Raw genomic sequence first — 22,342 nt, forward strand, 5'->3', positions numbered from 1 at the left:
TGAGTGGAGTGGTTATGGGTGATCGGCACGACTATGTGGCCCTCGAGTGGGTCAAGGGCGAAATTGCCGAAACGCTGAAGCAGGCCTACTTTGCCCTCGACAATCTGGTCGAGGACCCGCAGGCCATGCACGCGCTCGAAGAGTGCCTGACAGGCATACATCAGGTTCACGGCAGTTTGCAGATGGTCGAGTTCTACGGCGCGGCCTTGCTCGCCGAGGAAATGGAACAGCTTGCCGCCGCCTTGCTGCGAGGCAGCGTGAGCCATCGTCAGGAAGCCATTCGCCTGCTGCAACAGGCCCTTGGCCAGCTGCCGATCTACCTGGATCGCGTACACAGTGCCCGCCGTGATTTGCCGTTGGTGGTATTGCCACTGATCAACGACCTGCGCAGCGCCCGTGGCGAAAGCCTGTTATCGGAAACCAGCCTGTTCAGTCCGCAACTGCAGGATCTGCCGGCGCTGGATGATGCGCAGCTGGCGCTGCTGGCGCCCGTGGACTTGCCGAACGTCCTGCGCAAGGTGCGGCAAATGCTGCAGATGGGCCTGGTCGGTTTGCTGCGCGAACAGGACGATGGGACCAATCTTGGTTACCTGGCCAAGGTCTTCAGCCGTCTTGAGGCGCTGTGCGGCGATGCTCCGCTCAGCCCCCTGTGGCAAGTGGCTTCGGCCCTGGTCGAAGGCATGATCGACGGGCGCATCGGCAACAGCCCGGCGCTGCGCAGTTTGTTCAAGGAGGCCGACAAGGAACTCAAGCGCCTGTTTGAGCAAGGGATGCCGGGCATCAATCAGCCCGCCCCGCCTGAACTGCTCAAGAGCTTGCTGTTTTATATCGCCAAGGCGCAGTACCCCAGCGCACAGATGCAAACCCTGAAAGATCGTTATGGGCTCGATGAAGCCTTGCCTGACAGTGCCGTGGTCGATGAAGAGCGCGCACGCCTGGCCGGGCCTGACCGTGACGCCATGCGCTCGGTGCTGGCCGCGCTGTGCGAGGAACTGGTGCGGGTCAAGGAGCGCCTGGACCTGTTCGTGCGCAGCGACCGTCAGCACACCTCGGACCTCGACAGCTTGTTGGCCCCGTTGCGGCAAATCGCCGACACCCTGGCGGTGCTCGGCTTCGGTCAGCCGCGCAAGGTCATCATTGATCAACTGGCGGTGGTCCAGAGTCTGGCGCAGGGCCAGCGCGAACCGAACGACGCGATCCTGATGGACGTCGCCGGTGCCTTGCTCTATGTCGAGGCGACCCTGGCCGGCATGGTGGGCATTGTCGAGGAAAGCCGTGAAGAGAGCCGCTTGCCGACCACCGACCTGACCCAGATTCACCAGATCGTCATCAAGGAAGCCCGGCTCTGCCTGCAGCAGGCCAAGGACATGATCGTCGACTACATCGACGCCGAGTGGGACCGGCAGCTGTTACAACCGCTGCCGGCCTTGCTGACCCAGGTCCGGGGGGCGCTGGCGATGATCCCGCTGAGCCGTGGGGCGAGCCTGCTCGAAGCCTGCAACAGCTACATTCGCGAGCACCTGTTGGTGGATCAGGCCCCGCCGCACTGGCAGCAGCTCGACAGCCTGGCCGATGCCATCACCAGCATCGAGTATTACCTGGAACGCTTGAACGAAGACCCGCAAACCCTCGGTGAGCCGTTGCTCGATGTGGCCGAGCAAAGCCTGGCGGCGCTCGGCTATGTGCCCTGCGATGTTCATGTGCCGGTGCTCGATGAGGTACTCGACTCCGACGACCCGCACCTGATGGCGGATCTGCAGGCGCTGTCCGATCCTCAGACCGTGCAGTCGCTGGCCGACGTGCTGGCGAGCCCGGTGTCGGCCGTCAATCCGCCGGCCCTGATAACGCCGGGCAGTCTGCTGCCGCCGCCGAGCGACGAAGCGCCGGTGGATGACGAGCTGCGGGAAGTGTTCCTCGAGGAGACCGACGAGGTGCTGGACATCCTGCGCGAGTACTTGCCGCGCTGGTCGTCCAACCCCGACAGTACCTCGGCGCTGAGCGAATTGCGGCGCGCGTTCCACACCTTGAAAGGCAGTGGGCGCATGGTTCGCGCACTGGTGCTGGGTGAACTGGCCTGGGCCGTGGAAAACCTGCTCAATCGGGTGCTGGAACACAGTGTCGAACCCGGTCCACAGGTGCGGGACCTGTTGCGTGACGTGCTGCAACTGCTGCCGGAACTGGTGGCCGAGTTCGCCGGCAATGCCCAGCGCCAGCGTGACGATGTCGACCGCCTGGCCGCCCGTGCCCACGGCCTGGCCAGGGGGGCAGGGGCCTCGGAGCCGCTTGTTCGGGCGGGTGCCACCGCGGCCGATCCGCAGTTGCTGGAGATCTTTCGCAACGAAGCGCAAAGCCACCTCGCCAGTCTCAACCGCTTTCTCGACCAGGCCGCGGAACATGTGCCTCTGCAGGCCAGCGACGAATTGCAGCGCGCGTTGCACACCCTCAAGGGCAGCGCATCGATGGCCGGCGTACTGCCGATTGCCGAGCTGGCGGCGCCACTGGATCAGTTGGCCCGCGAGTACAAGGCGCACCTGATTGCACTGGACCTGGATGAGGTCGAGTTGCTGCTGGAGGCCGAGGGGCTGTTGCGCCAGGGTTTGAAGCAGTTGAAAAACGACCCGCTGCAGGCCATTCAAGGTGCCCAAGGGGTGATCGAACGCGCCCGGGCACTGCTTGCCGAACGCCTGGAAGCCGTACTCAACTCCCCGAACACGGGCCTGCGGATCAAGCGTGATCCGCAGCTGATCAATAATTTCCTGGCCCAGGGCATGGACATCCTGCTGGATGCCGAAAGCCTGTTGAAACGCTGGCAGCAGCATCCTGGCGAACGACAGGAACTCAGCGCGTTGCTGGATGAGCTGACCACGCTGGGAGAGGGCGCCCATCTGGCCGATCTGCACCCGGTGGATGAGCTGTGCGAAGCCTTGCTCGACCTTTACGGCGCGGTGGAAGAAAGCAGCCTTGCCGTCAGCGAGCGGTTTTTCTTCGAGGCGCAAAGTGCTCACGAAGCCTTGATCAACATGCTCGACGAACTGGCCGCCGGCCAGGAGGTCAGCCATCAGCCTGCGCGGGTGCGCGCCCTGCGTGATTTGCTCGGTGAAGGTCTTGATCCTTCTGCCCTGGGCCTGATCCGTAGCGAGGGCGGCCGCACTCTGAGCATTACCGAGCTGGGTAGCGCCACGTCCGGACTGGAACAGGACCCGACCGCGACGCTCGATACCGATGATGAAATGGTGTCGATCTTCCTCGAAGAGGCGGTGGATATTCTGGAAAGCGCCGGGCAAGCCTTGCAGCGCTGGCTGGCTGACCCGGAGAACGGCGCGCCCTTGTCGTCGTTGCAACGCGACTTGCATACCCTCAAGGGGGGGGCGCGGATGGCCGAGGTCGGGCCGGTCGGTGACCTGGCCCATGAGCTGGAAAGCCTGTACGAGGGGCTGGTGGATCGGCGTTTCAGCTACAGCGCCGAGCTGGCGCTGTTGTTGCAGCGCAGCCACGACCGCCTGGAACAACTGCTGGAGCAACTGCTGGAGCAACTGCACGAGCAGCAACCACTGGGTGATTGCGCTGCGCTGATCAAGGCTATTGAGCAGTGGCGCCAACGCCAACACTGCGTTGGCCCCGCCGAACCGGACGAGCCTGCGCTCGCACAGGATGCGGCGAATCACGATCCGGAATTGCTGGAAATCTTCCTCGAGGAAGGGTTCGACATCATCGACAGTTCCGGTGCGGCGCTGACGCGTTGGCAGGCGGACCCGCAAAACCGTCAGGAAATGGAAACCCTGCTGCGCGACCTGCACACCCTCAAGGGCGGTGCGCGGATGGTCGAAATTGCCCCGATTGGCGACCTGGCCCATGAGCTCGAATTTTTATACGAAGGCCTGTCGACCGGCCTGCTGCAGGCCACTGCCGAGCTGTTCGGGTTGTTGCAGCGCAGTCATGATCGACTGGCACAGATGCTCGACGCCACCCGTGCCGGTCAGCCGGTGCAGCCGGCCGATAGCCTGATCGAGGCCATCAAGGGCTTCAGTCACCCGATCGCGGGCGAGCACTCGGCGAAGGGGGTCGAGGCGGTGCCGGTGAGCAAGCCCGAGCCGCCCATGCCGCAACCGGAGACCGGCGCCGACATGGTCAAGGTGTCCGCCGAGCTGCTCGACGACCTGGTGAACCTGGCCGGGGAGACCTCGATCTTTCGCGGGCGTATCGAACAGCAAGTCAACGATGCCCGAGTGACGTTGAGCGAGATTGAAACCACCCTCGAGCGCATGCGCGATCAACTGCGACGCCTGGATACCGAAACCCAGGGGCGGATTCTCAGTCGGCAGCAGGTCGAGGCCGAGCGGCTGGGCTACGAAGAGTTCGATCCGCTGGAAATGGACCGCCACTCGCAGTTGCAGCAACTGTCGCGGGCGTTGTTCGAGTCCGCCTCCGACTTGCTCGACCTCAAGGAAACCCTCGAGCGGCGCAACCAAGACGCCGAGAACCTGCTGCAGCAGCAGGGGCGGATCAACACCGAGCTGCAGGAAGGCCTGATGCGCACGCGCATGGTGCCGTTCGAGCGCATGCTGCCACGCCTCAAGCGCATCGTGCGGCAGGTCTCCAGCGAGTTGGGCAAGGACGTCGAGTTCGTCGTCGGCAATGCGGAGGGCGAGATGGACCGCAATGTCCTGGAGCGCATGGCAGCACCGCTGGAGCACATGCTGCGCAACGCCGTCGACCATGGCCTGGAGTCCGCCGAGGTGCGCCGCGCCGCCGGCAAGCCCGAGAAAGGCCTGATTACCCTGGACCTGTCCCGTGAGGGCGGGGACATTATTTTCGATATCCGTGACGACGGTGCCGGCGTGCCGCTGGACGCCGTTCGACGCAAGGCGATCAAGCGGGGCCTGCTCGCCCCCGAGAGCGACATCAGCGACCGTGATGTGTTGCAGTTCATTCTGCAGCCCGGGTTTTCCACGGCCGAGAAAATCACCCAGATCTCCGGGCGTGGTGTCGGCATGGACGTGGTCCACGAGGAGGTGCGGCAACTGGGTGGTTCGATGAGCATCGACTCGACCGCTGGCAAAGGTGTGCATTTTCGCATTCGCCTGCCGTTCACGGTCTCGGTCAACCGGGCCTTGATGGTGCAGTGTGCCGAGGATCAGTACGCCATCCCGTTGAACACCATCGAAGGCATCGTGCGCGTGCTGCCCAACGAACTGGATGCTTACTACCAGCTTGATCCACCGCAGTATGAGTACGCGGGGCAGCGTTACGAGCTGTGTTATCTGGGCGAATTGCTGAAAACCAGTGTCCGCCCGAAACTCCTGGGCCAGAGCCTGCCGTTGCCGGTGCTGCTGGTGCAGTGCAACGAGCGGCATATCGCGGTGCAGGTCGACGCGACGGCGGGGACCCGGGAGATTGTGGTCAAAAGTCTCGGTCCGCAGTTCGCCGCAGTGCAGGGTTTGTCCGGTGCGACCATTCTCGGCGATGGCCGGGTGGTGCTGATTCTCGACCTGTTGGCACCGCTGCGGGCGATGCAGGCGCACGTACCGGCCCAGCAACGGCGGCCGCCATCCAGCGCTGAGACAGAGACCCAGCGTTCGATGCTGGTGCTGGTGGTCGATGACTCGGTCACCGTGCGCAAGGTCACCAGCCGGTTGCTGGAACGCCACGGCATGAACGTACTGACCGCCAAGGACGGGGTGGACGCCATGCTGGTGCTGGAAGAGCACATGCCCGACCTGATGCTGCTGGACATCGAAATGCCGCGCATGGACGGCTTCGAAGTGGCCATGCAAGTGCGCAACGACCCGCGCTTGCAGCACCTGCCGATCATCATGATCACTTCTCGCACCGGTCAGAAGCACCGCGACCGGGCGATGGCCATCGGCGTCAATGATTACCTCGGCAAGCCGTACCAGGAATCGGTGTTGCTCGAAAGCATCGCCTTGTGGAGCAAAACCCATGCTTGAACACCGCTCCAGCCATCTCATCGGGCTGTTGCTGCCCTTGGCCGATCGCACGTTGATCCTGCCCAACGTCGCGGTGGCCGAGCTGATCGACTACCAACCCGGCGCCTTCGACCTCGACTCACCGCCCTGGTACCTGGGGCAGGTGAACTGGCGCGACCGCAAGATCCCGCTGCTGAGCTTCGAATCGGCCTGCGGCCAGAAAACCGTCATCGGCGAGCGCGCGCGCATCGTCGTCCTCAACACCCTGAGCGGCCGGCCGAACCTCAAGTTCATTGCCTTGCTGGTTCAAGGCATCCCGCGCTCGTACAAGCTCGACAGCCAGTTGAGCTACGTCGACGTGCCGCTCTGCAGCCTGGAAAAGGCGGCAGTGCAAGTCGCTGACCAGGTGGCGAAGGTCCCGGACCTGCTGGCGCTGGAAGAGCTGTTGGTGGGGGCGGGGTTGGCCCTTTAATCAGGCTTGGCTTGATAGGTCTCAAAAAGGGACCTATCGTTCTCTTTTTGGGACTCATTGGTGATTGCTTTGCAAACGCTATCGCTCAGTAATGCGCTATTTACCGTGACTCAGCAAAAAGTGCTGGGATTGCTCTACGGCAAACCGGATCAAAGCTTTTATGCCAATGAAATTGCTCGTTGGGCCCAAGTGGGTAAAGGCAGCTTGATGCGAGAGTTGGGGCGCTTGCAGTCGGTAGGTGTATTGAGCATGACCCGTCAGGGTAATCAGACCCATTACCAGGCTAATCCGCAGTGCCCGATCTATCCGGAGCTGTTGGGTATTGTGCGAAAAACCTTTGGTATTGCCGAGCCACTGCGTCTTGTCTTGGCGCCATTCGCGGATCAATTGGTTTGGGCATTCGTCTACGGATCCATTGCCAAGGATCAGGCAAACGCATCCAGTGACATAGACCTGATGCTGATCGGGGAAGGCCTGCACTACAGTGAAGTGATGGAGCGACTGATGCCCATGGAGGAACAACTTGGCCGTCCGCTCAATCCGACGCTCTACACCCCTGAAGACTGGGCCGGGAAACTGGCATCGGGCAACAGCTTCGTACAACGGGTAGCGCAACAGGAAAAGATCAACCTGATAGGTGAAAACCCTTTGGAGGCCAAGGATGGGTAGCAATGAGAGTCTGGAAAACCTGCTGCATAGTGGAGCACTGAAAAGCGAGCCACCTGACCGAAAGGAGTGTGAAGGGTTAATGCGCTCCGCGACAGATCGCTTGAGGGATGCGAGTAGTCCACAACTCTCATTTGCCAGCCGGTTTGACCTGGCCTACAACGCGGCCCATGCCATTGCGCTCACTGCGTTGCGTTTGCATGGCTATCGCTCGGACAAGCGCTATCTTGTCTTTCAGTGCCTGATTCATACCGCTGGATTGAGCAAGCTTCAGGTTCGATTATTTGCCTTGTGCCACGAACGCAGAAATCTGGCGGAGTACGAGGGATACATGGATGACGATGAGTCGCTGCTTGCGCAATTGCTGGGCGGTACGCAAGAAATGCTGACCCGTATCGAGAAAGCCCTCGCAGGTTGAGTGCCATGAGTCTGCGTCGGTTGAATAGGTGAGCACTTGTTTGTTTCATGCTGCGTACTTTGGAAATAATGCACTTTCAGTGTTGTCAGCCTTTAGCCTTGCACGCCGTCGTTGTGACTTTGAGGTGAGAGGCACATGTACCACGGGGAAAGATTCAACGCCTGGAGCCATTTGTTCGGGGCGGTTGCGGCGTTTATCGGGGCGGTCTGGCTGCTGGTGATTGCCAGCGTCGACGGCAGTCCCTGGAAGATCGTCAGCGTGACGATCTACGGGGTGACCCTGCTTGTGCTGTACAGCGTTTCGACGGTCTATCACAGCGTGCGCGGGCGGGCGAAGCGGATCATGCAGAAGGTCGACCACCTGTCGATCTACCTGCTGATTGCCGGCAGTTACACGCCATTCTGCCTGGTGACCCTGCGCGGGCCCTGGGGCTGGACGTTGTTCGGGATCGTCTGGGGGTTGGCGGTGATCGGCATGCTGCAAGAGATCAAGCCGCGTTCCGAGGCGCGGATCCTGTCGATCGTGATCTACGCCGTGATGGGCTGGATCGTGCTGGTGGCGGTCAAGCCGTTGATCGCCGCCCTGGGTGCCGCCGGCTTCGCCTGGCTGGCGGCGGGTGGGGTGTTTTATACGGTGGGCATTATCTTCTTTGCCCTCGACAGCCGGCTGCGCCATGCCCACGGTATCTGGCACCTGTTTGTCATCGCCGGCAGCGTGCTGCATTTCGTGGCGATTCTGTTTTATGTGATCTGACTTGGCGGTGAGTGACCGACCAGGCGATTCAACTGCTCCTGCGCGCGCTGGCTGAAGATTGTCAGCAAATCGCTGAGGGTATGGGGCGGAGGTTCATCGGCGCGGGTCACGGCATACAAGGTGATCGGCAGCGGTGGTGCCATCGGGCGGATGGCGGTTGTGCTCGGCGCAGCACCCAGCGCGGTGAACGGGTCGATCACGGCCAGCCCGGCACCGGATTCGACCATGGCCCTGGCCAGTGAGTATGTCTGCACGGCGATGCTGACGCGCGGGGGCGGCTCGACGGCTTTCAGGTAACTGTCGAGCCGTGCGGACAGCGGGTCGGCGCTCGACAGCCCGATCAACGGCGCACCGGCCAGGGCCATCAGCGGCAGCGGCTTGCCCTCATCTTCGCTCGGCCAGTAACCGGCCGGCGCCAACGCCACCAGCACCCCACAGGCCAGCGCCTGGGCCTTGAGCCCCGGGTGGTCGGGCAGTTGCAGGGTCAGGGCGACATCGATTTCGCGCATCAACAGGTTCTGCACCAGTTCGCGGCTGTGGGCGCTGGACAACTCGCAGACGATGTCCGGGTAGTGCCGGGTCCAGGCATGGATCGCCGGTGGCAGCAGCGACAGGGCCAGCGCCGGTGTCGCGCCAATCCGCAGGCTGTGGCCTGGCTCGCGGCGCAGGCTCTGGGCCAAGCGCCGCACCCCTTGCAGGCTTTCCGTGACCTTGTCGACCTCGCGCTCCAGTTCCAGGGCTTCGGGGGTCGCCTGTAACTTGCCGCGCACCCTTAGAAACAGCGGGAACCCCAACTGCTGCTCGGCGTGCTGCAGCACCTTGGTTACCGCAGGCTGGGAGACGTGCAGCAATTGCGCGGCACCGCTGACCGTGCCGGTCTGGCGGATGGCCTGGAAAATCTCGATGTGGCGAAGGCGCATGACAAGTCCATAACCTTTGTTTATGGGATTGGCATCTTTATTCATTGTTCGACGCCTGTCACCTGGCTCTAACCTCGGGCTCGTCTGAATAACGCTTAAGGACTGACATGGCTCAGCGAGTGTGCATCATCGGTGGTGGCGTCATTGGCCTGGCAACGGCTTACGCGCTGGTTCGCGAGGGCGTAGCGGTGACCCTGGTCGAGGCCCGCGAGTCGTTGGGCAGCGAAACCAGTTTCGCCAACGGCGGCCAGTTGTCCTATCGCTACGTGGCGCCGCTGGCGGATGCCGGTGTGCCCTTGCAGGCCATCGGCTGGATGCTGCGTGGCGACTCCCCGCTGAAGCTGCGCCCGCGTTTCGACCCGGCGCAATGGCGCTGGATGGCGTCCTTCCTGGGGGCCTGCCGGTCCTCGGTCAACCGCGCTAACGCTGCCCATCTGTTGCGCCTGGCGCTGTTGAGCCAGTCCACCCTGCAAACCTGGCGCGACGAGGATTCATTGGGCGGTTTCAACTGGCGGCGCAACGGCAAACTGGTGACCTTTCGCCAGGCCGCAAGCTTCGACCATGGTCGCGGCAGTCTTGCCGATCCGCAGCAACAGCAGGTGCTGTCGCAAGCCGAGTGCGCGCGCCTTGACCCCGCCCTGGCCGATGCACCGTTTGTGGGAGCGATTTACACCCCGGATGAAGAAGTCGGCGATTGCCATGGCTTTTGCCTGCAATTGGCGGCACGCTTGCAGGCTTCCGGTCGCTGCGAGTTTCGACTGGGGCAGGCCGTGACCGGGATTCGCCATGCCAGTGGCGCGGTGACCGCCATCGAACTGGGCGGCGAGGTGTTGCCGGTGGATCAGTTGGTGATCGCTGCCGGCCATCGCAGCCCGCATCTGGCGCTGCCCGGCTTGAATCTGCCGTTGTACCCGCTCAAGGGGTATAGCCTGACCGTGCCGATCGGCGCCGAACACCGCGCGCCGGACCTGAGCATCACCGACTACGACCGCAAGATTGTCTACGCCCGTATCGGCGAGCAGTTGCGGGTGGCGGCAATGGTCGACATCGTCGGTTTCGACCCGGCGCTGGACCCCAAGCGACTGGCCCTGATCAAGCGCCAGGCGCGTGACACCTTTCCCGATGCCGGGGCTTACGACTCGGCTGTCGAATGGGCCGGCATGCGCCCGGCCACCCCCAGTGGCGTACCGCTGTTGGGCGCCACGGCGTATCGCAATCTGTGGCTCAACCTCGGCCATGGCGCGCTGGGATTCACCCTGGCCTGCGGCAGTGCCCGGCTGCTCAGCGAGCTGATCGGCCAGCGCCGCCCCTCCATCGACCTGCAGGGCTTCACACCGCGTGCGGCCTGAACGCTTACCTACTGAGAAGGAACGTCAGATGACCATCACCCGCCTCCACACCAACCCACGTCTGTCCGGCGCCGTAACCTTTGGCGACCTGGTCTTTCTCTCAGGCCAGGTGCCTGGCGATGCCAGCGATGCCACCGGGCAGACCCGCGAAGTGCTGGAGAAGATTGATGCATTGCTGGCCGAAGCGGGCAGCGACAAGGATCATCTGCTCAGTGCGACCATTTACCTGAAAAACATCGAGCAGGATTTTGCGGCCATGAATGAAGTCTGGTCGGCCTGGTTGTCGCCGAGCCAGGCACCGAGCCGCACCACCTTGCAGGCCGAACTGGCTCGCCCGCAGGTCTTGGTGGAAATTACCGTCATCGCGGCTCGTCGATAAACACCTCTTACCCACAACGGAGAATAACAATGCAAAAAATCACGTTGATTGCCTGCACCCTGGGCCTGTTGCTCGGCACTCAAGCCCAGGCGAACGAAGCGCCGTTGACCGGCACCCTGGGCAAGATCGCCAGTGCCAACAGCATCACCCTGGGCTACCGCGATGCGTCGGTGCCATTCTCCTACGTGGGGGATCACTCGGGCCAGCCCATGGGCTACTCGGTGGACCTGGCGAGCAAGATTGTCGAGCGTATCCAGCAGAAACTGGCGTTGCCCGAACTCAAGGTGAAGTACAACCTGGTGACCTCGCAAACCCGAATCCCGTTGGTGCAGAACGGCACCGTGGACCTGGAGTGCGGGTCGACCGGGGTGACGGCTGAGCGGCAGAAGCAGGTGGCGTTTTCCTACGGGTTTATCTACGTCAAAGGCCAGTTGCTGACCGCCAACGATAGCGGCATCAAGAGCTTCGCCGATCTACGCGGCAAGAATGTGGTGACCACCGCTGGCACCACCAACGAGCGCTTCCTGAAAAGCTACAACGTCGACCACAAGATTGACATGTTCGTGATCAGCGCCAAGGACCACGGCGAAGCCTTCCAGATGCTGCAATCGGGTCGGGCGGCAGCGTTTTACATGGACGACGCGTTGCTCTACGGCGAGCGCGCCAAGGCCCGCGATCCGCACAAGTGGGTGGTGGTCGGGGAAGAGCAGTCGCGGGAAATCTACAGCTGCATGGTGCGCAAGGACGATCCGCAGTTCCTCGCACTGGTCAACGGGACGCTGGCCGACCTCTACAGCTCGGGTGAAATCAACGGGATCTACCAGCGCTGGTTCGAGCAGCCGATCCCGCCCAAAGGCCTGAACCTTGAATTCCCGATGACCAGCGAACTCAAGGCCATCATCGCCAAGCCGGTGAGTGATCCGGTGCAGTAACCTCAGCGCAGATCGTTCCCGTGCTCCTGCGTGGGAACGATCAACGAGTGGGAACGATCAAACCTTGGGTTTCTAGAAATCCCCCCACAACTGCTGGGCCACCGCCAGCGCCACCACCGGCGCGGTCTCGGTGCGCAACACCCGTGGACCGAGGCGAGCGGAATGGAAGCCCGCGCCTTGGGCCTGTTCGACTTCAGCCTCCGTCAAGCCGCCTTCCGGGCCGATCAGGAAGGCCAGGGTCGCGGGTTTTGCATGGCTCACCAGCGGCTCGGCCACCGGGTGCAGTACCAGCTTGAGCTCGGCTTCGGTGTGTTTGAGCCAGTCGGCCAACAGTACAGGTGGATGAATCACCGGCACTCGTGAGCGACCGCATTGCTCACAGGCACTGATCGCCACCTGACGCCAGTGTTGCAGGCGTTTGTCGGCGCGTTCGTCCTTGAGCCGGACTTCGCAGCGATCACTGAAGATCGGGGTGATTTCGTTCACGCCCAACTCGGTGGCTTTCTGTATCGCCCAGTCCATGCGCTCGCCACGGGACAGGCCCTGGCCCAGATGAATCTGCAGGGGCGACTCGATTTGCCCGGCGAAGCTTTCCGTCAACGCTACCCGTACACGCTTCTTGCCGACTTCCGCCAGGGTGCCGCGAAATTCCTGGCCAGAACCGTCGAACACTTGCAGGGCATCGCCTTCGGCCATGCGCAGCACGCGGCTGATGTAATGCGCCTGGGCCTCGGGCAATTCATGTTCGCCGAGGCTCAAGGGGGCGTCGATAAAGAAGCGGGACAGTCTCATTTCTGTTCTCTGTAAAAAGTCGGATGTAGCTTGACACTGATTTGCGGGAACGGTTTTTTGTGGCGAGGGAGCTTGCTCCCGCTCGGCTGCGAAGCAGCCGTAACCCGGCGGATGCGTTTTAACCGGTGAAACACGGTTGCAGGTTTTGGGGCCGTTTTGCGCCCCAGCGGGAGCAAGCTCCCTCGCCACAGTGGGTCATCGATAGGGCTTAACCCGGATCACGGAACCCCGGGTGGAAGTCCTTCGGCACGGCCACGCTGATGCTGTCGCGGGTGGCGATGTCGATGCCTTCGCTGGCGACTTCGGCGAGGAAGTCGATCTGCTCGGGGGTGATCACATAGGGCGGCAGGAAATACACCACGCTGCCCAACGGGCGCAACAGCGCACCGCGCTCCAGCGCATGCTGGAACACTTTCAGGCCACGGCGTTCCTGCCATGGGTAGGCGGTCTTGCTGGCCTTGTCCTGGACCATCTCGATGGCCAGTACCATGCCGGTCTGGCGCACCTCCGAGACGTTAGGGTGGTCCACCAGGTGCGCGGTGGACGAGGCCATGCGCTGGGCCAGGGCCTTGTTGTTCTCGATGACGTTGTCGTGCTCGAAGATATCCAGGGTCGCCAGCGCGGCCGCACAGGCCAGCGGGTTGCCGGTGTAGCTGTGGGAGTGCAGGAAGGCGCGCAGGGTCGGGTAGTCGTCGTAGAAGGCGCTGTAGACGTCGTCGGTGGTGATGCAGGCCGCCAGCGGCAGATAGCCGCCGGTCAGGGCCTTGGACAGGCACAGGAAGTCTGGACGGATACCGGCCTGCTCACAGGCGAACATCGTGCCGGTACGGCCGAAACCAACGGCGATTTCGTCGAGGATCAGGTGTACGCCGTAACGGTCGCAGGCTTCGCGCAGCAGTTTCAGGTACACCGGGTGATACATGCGCATGCCGCCCGCGCCCTGGATCAGCGGTTCGATAATCACTGCCGCGACCGTGTCATGGTTTTCCGCCAGGGTCTGCTCCATCGCGGCAAACAGGTTGCGCGAGTGTTCCTCCCAGCTCATGCCCTCGGGGCGCAGGTAGCAGTCGGGGCTTGGCACCTTGATGGTGTCCAGCAGCAGGGCCTTGTAGGTTTCGGTGAACAGCGGCACGTCGCCCACCGACATCGCGGCCATGGTCTCGCCGTGGTAGCTGTTGGTCAGGGTGACGAAGCGCTTTTTGTTCGACAGGCCGCGGTTGAGCCAGTAGTGGAAGCTCATTTTCAACGCGACTTCGATGCACGACGAACCGTTATCGGCGTAGAAGCACCGGGTCAGGCCTTCCGGAGTCATTTTCACCAGGCGCTCGGACAACTCGATCACCGGCTGATGGCTGAAACCGGCAAGGATCACATGTTCCAGTTGATCCACCTGGTCCTTGATTCGCTGGTTGATCCGCGGGTTGGCATGGCCGAAGACGTTGACCCACCAGGAGCTGACCGCATCGAGATAACGTTTGCCTTCGAAGTCTTCGAGCCACACGCCTTCGCCGCGCTTGATCGGGATCAGCGGCAGTTGTTCGTGGTCTTTCATCTGGGTGCAGGGATGCCACAGGACCGCGAGATCGCGCTGCATCCACTGATTATTCAGGCCCATTTTCATTCTCCTCGAGACGGCTCGCTTGTTTCGCGGGCAAACAGTCGCGCAAGCCTATGCAATGAAAGGGATGCGGACAACCTATTGTGGCTTTTTCACGTGTTTGCATTGACGAGTCGGCGGCGTCCGGGGGCACGCCTGGTGTGCCGGGGAGAGAAGCTTGCCACGGCGTTAATCTTTCCTTAACCATCCTGTTGCAGGCTCTTGATCGTATTTCTCGATATTTCAAAGCGAAATTTTCGGCTTTAAATCGATAGATAACTCGATAGTCTTGGTCGCAGTTCTTACAGGATTTGGGCAATGCAGCTACGTAACTCTTTTTCCCGATATGGTTGGGTCAGTATTTTTCTGCACTGGAGCGTGGCGCTGGTCGTTGTCGGCCTGTTTGCGCTGGGCTTGTGGATGGTCGGGCTGGATTACTACAGCACCTGGCGCAAAGACGCGCCCGACTTGCACAAAAGCATCGGCCTGGTGCTCTTCGCGGTCATGGTATTGCGGGGGCTCTGGCGCTTTCTCAGCCCGCCACCGCCGATTCTGGCCAGCTACGACCGCATGACTCGCCTCGGCGCCAAGCTGGGTCACGGGTTTCTGTACCTGGGCCTGTTCGGCGTGATGATTACCGGCTACCTGATTTCCACCGCAGACGGTGTCGGGATTCCGGTGTTTGGCCTGTTCGAAGTCCCTGCCTTGATTTCCGGTCTACCGGACCAGGCAGACATAGCGGGTGTGATTCACTTTTATCTGGCCTGGGCGCTGGTCATTTTTTCCGGCCTCCATGCATTGGCTGCATTGAAGCACCACTTTTTCGATCGTGATGTGACGCTGACCCGGATGCTGGGTCGCAAAGCCTGATGTTCAACCTCGACTCCAAGGAATAGAAAGCATGTTGAAAAAGACTCTCGCCGCTCTGGCAATTGGTACTGCAGTATTGTCGGCAGGTCAGGTGATGGCCGCGGACTATGTGATCGACAAGGAAGGCCAGCACGCCTTCGTTGATTTCAAGATCAGCCACCTGGGTTACAGCTACATCACCGGTACTTTCAAGGACCTGGATGGCAAGTTCAGCTTCGACGCGGCCAAGCCGGAAGACAGCAAGATCGAAGTCAACGTACGCACTGGCAGTGTGTTCACCAACCATGCCGAGCGTGACAAGCACATCACTAGCAAAGACTTCCTGGATGCGGGCCAGTTTGCTGATGCCAAGTTCGTCTCCACCAGCGTCAAGTCCACTGGCAAGAACGCAGAGGGTAAAGAAACCGCTGACGTGACAGGCGACCTGACCCTGCTGGGCGTGACCAAGCCGGTGGTGGTCAAGGCCACCTTCCTGGGCGAAGGCAAGGATCCATGGGGCGGCTACCGTGCGGGCTTCGAAGGTACCACCCACATCAAGCGTAGCGATTTCGGCAAGCAGAAAAATCTGGGCCCGGCTTCCGACGCGGTTGAGTTGTACATCACGTTTGAAGGCGTGAAAGCGAAGTAATTTTCGCAGCTACAACAAAAACGCCCCGGATCGCAAGATCCGGGGCGTTTTTCATGGTGCTTGAAAAATCAGCGGTTGCGGGTCAGCAACGCTGGTTTTTCGCCGCGTGGACGGCTTGGCAGTTGATCGAGCTGCTCAGGTGTCGGGAAGCGATCGCTCTTGGACTCCTTGTGAATGATCTTCGGTGCCGGGCCGCCGCGCGGGTTTTGTACCGCCGGTTCCTGGCGCGCCTGATCGTCACGGGCCGGACGACGGGTGCGCGAGTCTTCGCGGCGGGCCTGGCCGTCACGAGGAGCACCGCTACGCGGGCCGCTGCGTTTGGCCGGCGGAGTTCCGGTGGTGCCGCCGCTGCTGTTGCGCGGACCGTTCTGACGGCCTTGCGGTTGACCCGTACGCGGAGCGCCTGCGCCTGCACCTTGTGCCGGAGCGCCTGGACGACGGCCGCGGCCCTGGTTTTTCGGTTGCTGAGGCACGTAGTCGACACGGTTACCGAAGTTGTCGATATCGTCGTCAAGGAACTCGTCCGGTGCGCGATCAGCGGCGGCGCGTGGAGCGGGGCGCTGCTGTTCACGGGCTGGAGTGCCTTCGCGCGGCTTCTGCGCAGGGCGCTCGCCACGGGTGGCGGCCGTTTTTTCCTTGCCACCCTTGTCCTTGCCCTTGTCCTTGCGACCGCCACCACCGCCGTTCGGACCGTCGCCGCGAGGGCCACGTGGGTTGCGCGGGTTACGCACATCCGGACGCTCGCGTACTTCAGGCTTTTCCGCTTCTACGGTACTGGCGTCAAAACCCATCAGGTCGCCATCGGCGATTTTCTGCTTGGTCATGCGCTCGATGCTTTTCAGCAGTTTTTCTTCGTCCGGTGCTACCAGCGAGATGGCCTCGCCCGAACGGCCGGCACGGCCGGTACGGCCGATACGGTGCACGTAGTCTTCGTCGACGTTCGGCAGTTCGAAGTTGACCACGTGTGGCAACTGGTCGATGTCCAGGCCGCGTGCGGCGATGTCGGTGGCCACCAGGATGCGCACTTCGCCGGCCTTGAAGTCAGCCAGGGCTTTGGTACGGGCATTCTGGCTCTTGTTGCCGTGGATCGCCACGGCGCTCAGGCCGTGCTTGTCCAGGTACTCGGCCAGGCGGTTGGCGCCGTGCTTGGTGCGGGTGAAGACCAGTACCTGTTCCCAGGCGCCCGCGGTAATCAGGTGCGCCAGCAGCGAACGCTTGTGGCTGGCAGGCAAGCGGAAGACCCGTTGCTCGATGCGCTCGACCGTGGTGTTCGGCGGCGTGACTTCGATGCGCTCAGGGTTGTGCAGCAGCTTGCCGGCAAGGTCGGTGATGTCCTTGGAGAACGTCGCCGAGAACAGCAGGTTCTGGCGTTTGGCCGGCAGGCGGGCGAGGACCTTCTTCACGTCATGGACAAAGCCCATGTCGAGCATGCGGTCGGCTTCGTCCAGTACCAGGATTTCCACGTGGGACAGGTCGACGCTGCCTTGGCCGGCCAGGTCGAGCAAGCGACCCGGGCAGGCAACCAGCACGTCAACGCCACGGGCCATGGCCTGAACCTGCGGGTTCATGCCAACGCCGCCGAAGATGCAGGCGCTGACGAACTTGAGGTCGCGGGCATAGAGCTTGAAGCTGTCATGCACCTGGGCGGCGAGTTCGCGAGTCGGGGTCAGGACCAGTACGCGCGGTTGGCGCGGGCCGTGACGCTGGGATTTGTCCGGGTGACCGTTGGGAAACAGGCGTTCCAGAATCGGCAGGGCGAAACCGCCGGTCTTGCCTGTGCCTGTCTGTGCCGCGACCATCAGGTCGCGACCTTGCAACACGGCGGGAATGGCCCGCTGTTGCACCGGAGTAGGCTGGGTGTAGCCGGCGGCTTCGATGGCGCTGACTAAAGCCTCGGAGAGACCGAGGGAAGCAAAGGACATGAGTAATCCTGTTTTTAGTTAGGGCTTGGCCCAATGGGATAGTCTTGCCTGGCGCGAGTGGCGTTTGAGAGAAGCGCAATCGCGTCCGGTCCTGCTGGGGCCTGAAGGCTCAACTTCGAGTGCTCGCGCGGGCTGGAAAGCTGCGCTGTAGCGATGTCGAGAGGCCTTAAACAGTCCCGAGCGTCCGGGCGTAAGCCTGGCGGGAAGGCCGGAGTATAACAGAGCAATCAGTGTGCGCTGCTTTCCTGCTGCTCAACGGTTTTTTCATTGCCCGCTTGCGGCGTCGCCAACTGGGCCGCGGAGGCGGGTGCTGCGCCATAGCGCGCGCTGAGCTGGGCGTAGGCCGGTTCGCGCTTGAAGCGCTTGAGTTCGGCGCCGAAGCGTTGCACTAGCAGGTCCATGCCGGCATTGCGGCGTACGGCCAGGAACTGGCTTTCTTGACTGATGACGGTCGGGCTTTCGCTGATCTGATCGCGCAGGTTCAGGCTGTCGAGCAGGGTCTGGCCCACTCGGCGGTCGGTGATCAGCAGGTCGATGCGCCCGCGCGCCAGCTTGCCGAAGTTGGCTTCATGGGTCGGCGCCGGTTCGCGGGTGAACAACGTCGATTCACGAAAGTCCTGGCTGTACAGGTAGCCGGGGGAGGTGCCGATGGTCAGGCCGCGCAGGTCTTCCAGGGTGCGGAAGGGGTGAGGGCGGGCATTGGCGTAGAACATCACGAATTCGACTTGCGACAGCGGCTCGCTGGGGTAGAGCAACGTGGCGTCGCGCTCATTGCTGTGGAAAATGTCCAGCGCACCGTCGGCCAGCCCTTGGTCGAGCATTTGCAGGCAGCGTTTCCAGGGCAGGAACTGCCATTGCACTTCGATTCCCAGGCGCTGGAAGACAATCGCCGTGGTTTCGTAATCCAGTCCGCGGGCCTGGCCGTTTTCTTCGTAAACGTAGGGAGCCCAGGGCTCGGTGACGATGCGCAATTTTTCCGCCCGGGCGGTAAGGCTCAGGCAAGCAAAAAGTACAGCTGTCAGCAGTTGGGCAATGACGGGCATCGTTTGAGATTACGACGAGAGGTAGTGAAATAGCTAGCCTGAGGCAGAGTCGCCTTTTGTCTGCATCAGATGTAGGTAAATGGCGTTTCTTCGTTGGCCGAGCACCAGTCGATTGATCGGGTGGTTGAACCAGCGTTCCAGTTGGTGGCTCTGAAGCGGTCGTTTCAAGCGCTTTTCGAGGTTGTCACGGGCCTTTTCCCACCAGACGGGCGTGCATGCCTGATCAAACGGATTGGGGTGACGGTAGCAGCCGTAGAGGATTTCGCGCATGAATTGGCGCTGTTGCCGGGGCAAGGCCAGGGTAATGATTTTGTAGGCCAGGCGCTGCAATGTGGGCGGGCGAGGCAGGGTGGCCGTCACCAGGCCGGTTTCATCCAGGGCGAAAGCGCTGGTGGGGTCATCCCCGTGCTTGTCCAGCCAGGCCTTGATCTTGGCGCGAAACAGTTCCTTGCGGCTCCAGTAGTGATGGATCAGGTCGGTGCATTCGCGCACGTTCCGGGTGCGGTAGGCGGCCACCGATAGGCAGAACTCTTCAAGGGTATAGGCGCCCTGGGCCAGGGGATACAACTCGTCCATCAAGGCGATCGAGTGATCGAGGACATCGGCATCCGTACGCTCAAGTCCGATCACGCCGGAGTTCAGCAAGGGCATCTGGTCGTCTGCCAGTTGTCGTTGCTGCAGCAGCGGGGCCAGGGCCTGGTAAAGCCGGGTTTGCCGGTTGGCGCCATAAGGCATGCCCAGCGCGTTGCACAGCAGCGTGCCGGGCTCAATGCGTCGGAACAGCTCCAATGGCGAGCAATGGAAAAACGTGTCGGTGTCGATCAGCAGTGCCCGCTCGGATTCGCGCAGCACCTGTTGCATGACCACATGCTTGGCGCGGAAGTGATAGCCGTGAGGAGCAATCCAGCGTTGACGGGTGCTTTCGTCCAGCTCGCGGATACGCACTGGCAAGTCACGATAGGGCGCGGGGTTATCAGTGAACACCTGGATGTCGAGTGCTTCGCCCGGCGTTTTTCGCAGCCCCGCCAAGGCGCTGGCGATGCTGAAGACCGCTTCCTGGTGGTAGGTGCTTGCCCCGTAAACCAGATAGATCAGTTGGGGGGTGGGGGCTGGATGAGGTATCGACATCTACTACGTTTTACCCTGGTGATATGACAAATAAAAAAAAGGCCCTGGTTTTCGCCAGAGCCTTGTTCCTGAAGACGATGCCGGTGTCAGCGCGGCAGCTTCAGGTTGTTCCAGACAGCTAGGCTAGGCTCAGCCTGGTTCAGGGTATAGAAATGCAGCCCTGGTGCGCCGCCCTGCAACAAACGTTCACACATTTGCGTGATCACCTGTTCACCGAAACCCTGAATGCTCTGGGTGTCGTCGCCGTAGGCTTCCAGTTGCTTGCGGATCCAGCGCGGGATTTCCGCACCGCAGGCGTCGGAGAAGCGTGCCAGCTTACTGTAGTTGGTGATCGGCATGATGCCCGGCACGATCGGGATGTCCACGCCCATGGCCCGTACACGCTCGACGAAATAGAAGTAGCTGTCGGCGTTGAAGAAGTACTGGGTGATCGCACTGTCGGCGCCAGCGTTGGCCTTGCGCACGAAGTTGGTGAGATCGTCTTCGAAGTTGCGTGCTTGCGGATGCATTTCCGGGTAGGCGGCGACTTCGATGTGGAAATGATTGCCGGTCTCTTCACGAATGAATTCAACCAGGTCATTGGCGTGGCGCATTTCGCCGCTGGCCATGCCCATGCCCGAAGGCAAGTCGCCGCGCAGGGCGACGATGCGCTTGATGCCGGCAGCCTTGTACTCGCTCAGCAGGCCGCGCAGGTCGGCTTTGCTGTCACCCACGCAGGACAAGTGCGGCGCGGCAGGGATTTTGACTTCGCTTTCAAGCTGCAGCACGGTGTTGAGGGTGCGATCACGGGTCGAACCGCCAGCGCCATAGGTGCAGGAGAAAAAGTCGGGGTTGTAGCCGGCCAGCTGACGGGCAGTGGCGATGAGCTTTTCATGCCCAGCATCGGTCTTGGTCGGGAAGAACTCGAAGCTGTAGCGACGATCTTGGGACATCAGGAGTGCCTCCCAGCAGCAAGCTGCAAGCTACAAGCTGCAAGAGGGCAGAGCGCCGAGTCTTGCGCAAGAAGCTTGCAGCTCACGGCTGCATGATAGCGATGAAGAAGCAAGCCACAGGCTTCAAGTCGCAAGTAAACGATGCTCTTACTTGAAGCTTGAAGCTTGAAACTTGCAGCTGCTTAGTAGCGATAAGCGTGCGGCTTGAACGGGCCTTCGACGGTCACGCCAATGTACTCGGCCTGTTGCTTGGTCAGTTGAGTGACCACGCCACCGAAGCCGCGGACCATTTCCAGGGCCACTTCTTCGTCGAGTTTCTTCGGCAGTACTTCAACGGTCAGGCGCTCGGCTTTCTGGGCTGGCGACAGGTCGGCGTACTTCTGGCCGAACAGGAAGATCTGGGCCAGTACCTGGTTGGCGAACGAACCGTCCATGATGCGGCTTGGGTGGCCAGTGGCGTTGCCCAGGTTAACCAGGCGGCCTTCGGCCAGCAGGATCAGGTAGTCGTCGTTCTGTGGGTCGAAATCGCCAGCGCCGGTACGGTGGATCTTGTGAACCTGCGGCTTCACTTCTTCCCATGCCCAGTTCTTGCGCATGAAAGCGGTGTCGATTTCGTTGTCGAAGTGGCCGATGTTGCAGACAACAGCACGCTTCTTCAGAGCCTTGAGCATGTTGGCATCGCAGACGTTGACGTTACCGGTGGTGGTCACGATCAGGTCGATCTTGCCCAGCAGCGCTTTGTCGATGCTCGCTTCGGTACCGGTGTTGATGCCGTCGATGAACGGCGAAACCAGTTCGAAACCGTCCATGCAGGCTTGCATGGCGCAGATCGGGTCGACTTCGGAGACCTTGACGATCATGCCTTCCTGACGCAGGGACTGAGCGGAACCCTTGCCCACGTCACCGTAACCGATGACCAGCGCTTGCTTGCCGGACAGCAGGTGGTCGGTGCCGCGCTTGATGGCGTCGTTCAGGCTGTGACGGCAGCCGTACTTGTTGTCGTTCTTGCTCTTGGTCACCGAGTCGTTGACGTTGATGGCCGGGATTTTCAGCTCGCCCTTGGCCAGCATGTCCAACAGGCGGTGTACGCCAGTGGTGGTTTCTTCGGTCACGCCGTGTACACGGTCCAGGACAGCCGGATACTTCTTGTGCAGCAGCTCGGTCAGGTCGCCGCCGTCGTCGAGGATCATGTTGGCGTCCCATGGCGCGCCATCCTTGAGGATGGTTTGCTCCAGGCACCACTCGTACTCTTGCTCAGTCTCGCCTTTCCAGGCGAAAACCGGGATGCCGGCAGCGGCGATGGCGGCTGCAGCCTGGTCCTGGGTCGAGAAAATGTTGCAGGACGACCAGCGTACTTCGGCACCGAGGGCAACCAGGGTTTCGATCAGCACTGCGGTCTGAATGGTCATGTGGATGCAGCCAAGGATTTTCGAGCCCTTGAGCGGTTGCTCGGCGGAATACTTGTTGCGCAGACCCATCAGGGCTGGCATTTCGGATTCGGCGATGATGGTTTCGCGACGACCCCAGGCAGCCAGGGACATGTCGGCGACTTTGTAGTCGTTAAAATCTGCAGGCGTGTTGACAGCGCTCATGAAGAGCCTCCATTCGTAAGTA

General features: G+C 61.6%; 18 protein-coding genes. 10 read left to right on the forward strand and 8 right to left on the reverse strand.

The window, feature by feature from the left end:
- Positions 1 to 14: 14 nt before the first annotated feature.
- The 5 genes from CKW07_RS16895 (at position 15) to CKW07_RS16915 (ending at position 8,236) form a co-directional block, all read left to right on the forward strand.
- Positions 15 to 5,948 carry an Hpt domain-containing protein gene (locus CKW07_RS16895; protein WP_095146098.1) on the forward strand — a complete coding sequence of 1,978 codons (5,934 nt, stop codon included), beginning with the start codon at positions 15 to 17 and terminating at the stop codon, positions 5,946 to 5,948.
- On the forward strand, positions 5,941 to 6,399 hold the full coding sequence (locus CKW07_RS16900; protein ID WP_095146100.1) for a chemotaxis protein CheW: 459 nt from the start codon (positions 5,941 to 5,943) through the stop codon (positions 6,397 to 6,399). Before CKW07_RS16895 ends, CKW07_RS16900 begins: the two co-directional genes overlap by 8 nt.
- 69 nt (positions 6,400 to 6,468) lie before the next feature.
- The gene (locus CKW07_RS16905) at positions 6,469 to 7,068 is read left to right on the forward strand and encodes a nucleotidyltransferase domain-containing protein (protein WP_095146167.1); all 600 of its coding nucleotides are present in this window, start codon (positions 6,469 to 6,471) and stop codon (positions 7,066 to 7,068) included.
- Positions 7,061 to 7,483 carry a hypothetical protein gene (locus tag CKW07_RS16910; protein WP_095146102.1) on the forward strand — a complete coding sequence of 141 codons (423 nt, stop codon included), beginning with the start codon at positions 7,061 to 7,063 and terminating at the stop codon, positions 7,481 to 7,483. The genes CKW07_RS16905 and CKW07_RS16910 overlap by 8 nt, the downstream gene beginning before the upstream one ends.
- Before the next feature lie 135 nt (positions 7,484 to 7,618).
- Positions 7,619 to 8,236, forward strand: coding sequence for a hemolysin III family protein (locus tag CKW07_RS16915; RefSeq protein ID WP_095146104.1), 618 nt, complete (start codon positions 7,619 to 7,621; stop codon positions 8,234 to 8,236).
- Here the strand turns inward: CKW07_RS16915 and CKW07_RS16920 are convergent.
- Complete coding sequence (locus CKW07_RS16920) at positions 8,224 to 9,156, reverse strand: LysR family transcriptional regulator (RefSeq protein ID WP_095146105.1); 933 nt, start codon at positions 9,154 to 9,156, stop codon at positions 8,224 to 8,226. The two genes, CKW07_RS16915 and CKW07_RS16920, sit on opposite strands and share 13 nt — an antisense overlap.
- Before the next feature lie 107 nt (positions 9,157 to 9,263).
- Here CKW07_RS16920 and CKW07_RS16925 point away from each other — a divergent pair, with 107 nt between their 5' ends.
- Genes CKW07_RS16925 through CKW07_RS16935 form a run of 3 tightly spaced genes read left to right on the forward strand, consistent with a single transcriptional unit; the run spans position 9,264 to position 11,816 of the window.
- Positions 9,264 to 10,505, forward strand: a complete 1,242-nt coding sequence (locus tag CKW07_RS16925; RefSeq protein ID WP_095146107.1) for a D-amino acid dehydrogenase — start codon at positions 9,264 to 9,266, stop codon at positions 10,503 to 10,505.
- A 28-nt stretch (positions 10,506 to 10,533) separates the two neighbouring features.
- Positions 10,534 to 10,884, forward strand: a complete 351-nt coding sequence (locus CKW07_RS16930) for a RidA family protein (protein WP_095146109.1) — start codon at positions 10,534 to 10,536, stop codon at positions 10,882 to 10,884.
- 29 nt (positions 10,885 to 10,913) lie between these two features.
- Positions 10,914 to 11,816 carry a transporter substrate-binding domain-containing protein gene (locus CKW07_RS16935; RefSeq protein ID WP_095081489.1) on the forward strand — a complete coding sequence of 301 codons (903 nt, stop codon included), beginning with the start codon at positions 10,914 to 10,916 and terminating at the stop codon, positions 11,814 to 11,816.
- A 72-nt stretch (positions 11,817 to 11,888) separates the two neighbouring features.
- Here CKW07_RS16935 and CKW07_RS16940 read toward each other — a convergent pair whose 3' ends face one another.
- Both CKW07_RS16940 and CKW07_RS16945 read right to left on the reverse strand, forming a co-directional pair.
- Positions 11,889 to 12,608 (reverse strand): 16S rRNA (uracil(1498)-N(3))-methyltransferase, encoded by a 720-nt coding sequence (locus CKW07_RS16940; protein ID WP_095146111.1) that lies wholly within the window; start codon positions 12,606 to 12,608, stop codon positions 11,889 to 11,891.
- A 208-nt stretch (positions 12,609 to 12,816) separates the two neighbouring features.
- The gene (locus CKW07_RS16945) at positions 12,817 to 14,223 is read right to left on the reverse strand and encodes an adenosylmethionine--8-amino-7-oxononanoate transaminase (RefSeq protein WP_095146112.1); all 1,407 of its coding nucleotides are present in this window, start codon (positions 14,221 to 14,223) and stop codon (positions 12,817 to 12,819) included.
- A 300-nt stretch (positions 14,224 to 14,523) separates the two neighbouring features.
- Here CKW07_RS16945 and CKW07_RS16950 point away from each other — a divergent pair, with 300 nt between their 5' ends.
- Positions 14,524 to 15,075, forward strand: coding sequence for a cytochrome b (locus tag CKW07_RS16950; protein WP_095146114.1), 552 nt, complete (start codon positions 14,524 to 14,526; stop codon positions 15,073 to 15,075).
- Between the two features lie 31 nt (positions 15,076 to 15,106).
- The gene (locus CKW07_RS16955; RefSeq protein WP_095146116.1) at positions 15,107 to 15,703 is read left to right on the forward strand and encodes a YceI family protein; all 597 of its coding nucleotides are present in this window, start codon (positions 15,107 to 15,109) and stop codon (positions 15,701 to 15,703) included.
- Between the two features lie 68 nt (positions 15,704 to 15,771).
- On the opposite strand, the gene CKW07_RS16960 is transcribed toward CKW07_RS16955, so the two are convergent.
- The 5 genes from CKW07_RS16960 to ahcY all read right to left on the reverse strand — a co-directional run bounded on the left by CKW07_RS16960 (position 15,772) and on the right by ahcY (position 22,320).
- Complete coding sequence (locus CKW07_RS16960) at positions 15,772 to 17,625, reverse strand: DEAD/DEAH box helicase (RefSeq protein ID WP_095146118.1); 1,854 nt, start codon at positions 17,623 to 17,625, stop codon at positions 15,772 to 15,774.
- Between the two features lie 227 nt (positions 17,626 to 17,852).
- Positions 17,853 to 18,668, reverse strand: a complete 816-nt coding sequence (locus CKW07_RS16965) for an ABC transporter substrate-binding protein (RefSeq protein ID WP_095146120.1) — start codon at positions 18,666 to 18,668, stop codon at positions 17,853 to 17,855.
- 33 nt (positions 18,669 to 18,701) lie between these two features.
- Positions 18,702 to 19,796 (reverse strand): hypothetical protein, encoded by a 1,095-nt coding sequence (locus CKW07_RS16970; protein WP_095146122.1) that lies wholly within the window; start codon positions 19,794 to 19,796, stop codon positions 18,702 to 18,704.
- An 86-nt stretch (positions 19,797 to 19,882) separates the two neighbouring features.
- Positions 19,883 to 20,728: a methylenetetrahydrofolate reductase [NAD(P)H] gene (gene metF / locus CKW07_RS16975; protein WP_095081480.1), complete on the reverse strand. Its 846-nt coding sequence runs from the start codon at positions 20,726 to 20,728 to the stop codon at positions 19,883 to 19,885.
- 182 nt (positions 20,729 to 20,910) lie between these two features.
- Positions 20,911 to 22,320, reverse strand: coding sequence for an adenosylhomocysteinase (gene ahcY / locus CKW07_RS16980; RefSeq protein WP_095146124.1), 1,410 nt, complete (start codon positions 22,318 to 22,320; stop codon positions 20,911 to 20,913).
- Positions 22,321 to 22,342 lie beyond the last annotated feature (22 nt).

This window comes from Pseudomonas sp. Irchel s3b6 (genome assembly GCF_900187415.1).
GTDB lineage: Bacteria > Pseudomonadota > Gammaproteobacteria > Pseudomonadales > Pseudomonadaceae > Aquipseudomonas.

Bases quoted from the DNA above. Each gene is read 5' to 3' on its own strand.
- CKW07_RS16900 (WP_095146100.1), top strand. From the start codon at position 5,941: ATGCTTGAACACCGCTCCAGCCATCTCATCGGGCTGTTGCTGCCCTTG.
- CKW07_RS16945 (WP_095146112.1), bottom strand. From the start codon at position 14,223: ATGGGCCTGAATAATCAGTGGATGCAGCGCGATCTCGCGGTCCTGTGG.
- CKW07_RS16950 (WP_095146114.1), top strand. From the start codon at position 14,524: ATGCAGCTACGTAACTCTTTTTCCCGATATGGTTGGGTCAGTATTTTT.
- CKW07_RS16895 (WP_095146098.1), top strand. From the start codon at position 15: ATGGGTGATCGGCACGACTATGTGGCCCTCGAGTGGGTCAAGGGCGAA.
- CKW07_RS16915 (WP_095146104.1), top strand. From the start codon at position 7,619: ATGTACCACGGGGAAAGATTCAACGCCTGGAGCCATTTGTTCGGGGCG.
- CKW07_RS16940 (WP_095146111.1), bottom strand. From the start codon at position 12,608: ATGAGACTGTCCCGCTTCTTTATCGACGCCCCCTTGAGCCTCGGCGAA.
- CKW07_RS16930 (WP_095146109.1), top strand. From the start codon at position 10,534: ATGACCATCACCCGCCTCCACACCAACCCACGTCTGTCCGGCGCCGTA.
- CKW07_RS16960 (WP_095146118.1), bottom strand. From the start codon at position 17,625: ATGTCCTTTGCTTCCCTCGGTCTCTCCGAGGCTTTAGTCAGCGCCATC.
- CKW07_RS16955 (WP_095146116.1), top strand. From the start codon at position 15,107: ATGTTGAAAAAGACTCTCGCCGCTCTGGCAATTGGTACTGCAGTATTG.
- CKW07_RS16935 (WP_095081489.1), top strand. From the start codon at position 10,914: ATGCAAAAAATCACGTTGATTGCCTGCACCCTGGGCCTGTTGCTCGGC.
- CKW07_RS16925 (WP_095146107.1), top strand. From the start codon at position 9,264: ATGGCTCAGCGAGTGTGCATCATCGGTGGTGGCGTCATTGGCCTGGCA.
- CKW07_RS16920 (WP_095146105.1), bottom strand. From the start codon at position 9,156: ATGCGCCTTCGCCACATCGAGATTTTCCAGGCCATCCGCCAGACCGGC.
- metF (WP_095081480.1), bottom strand. From the start codon at position 20,728: ATGTCCCAAGATCGTCGCTACAGCTTCGAGTTCTTCCCGACCAAGACC.
- CKW07_RS16965 (WP_095146120.1), bottom strand. From the start codon at position 18,668: ATGCCCGTCATTGCCCAACTGCTGACAGCTGTACTTTTTGCTTGCCTG.
- ahcY (WP_095146124.1), bottom strand. From the start codon at position 22,320: ATGAGCGCTGTCAACACGCCTGCAGATTTTAACGACTACAAAGTCGCC.
- CKW07_RS16910 (WP_095146102.1), top strand. From the start codon at position 7,061: ATGGGTAGCAATGAGAGTCTGGAAAACCTGCTGCATAGTGGAGCACTG.
- CKW07_RS16970 (WP_095146122.1), bottom strand. From the start codon at position 19,796: ATGTCGATACCTCATCCAGCCCCCACCCCCCAACTGATCTATCTGGTT.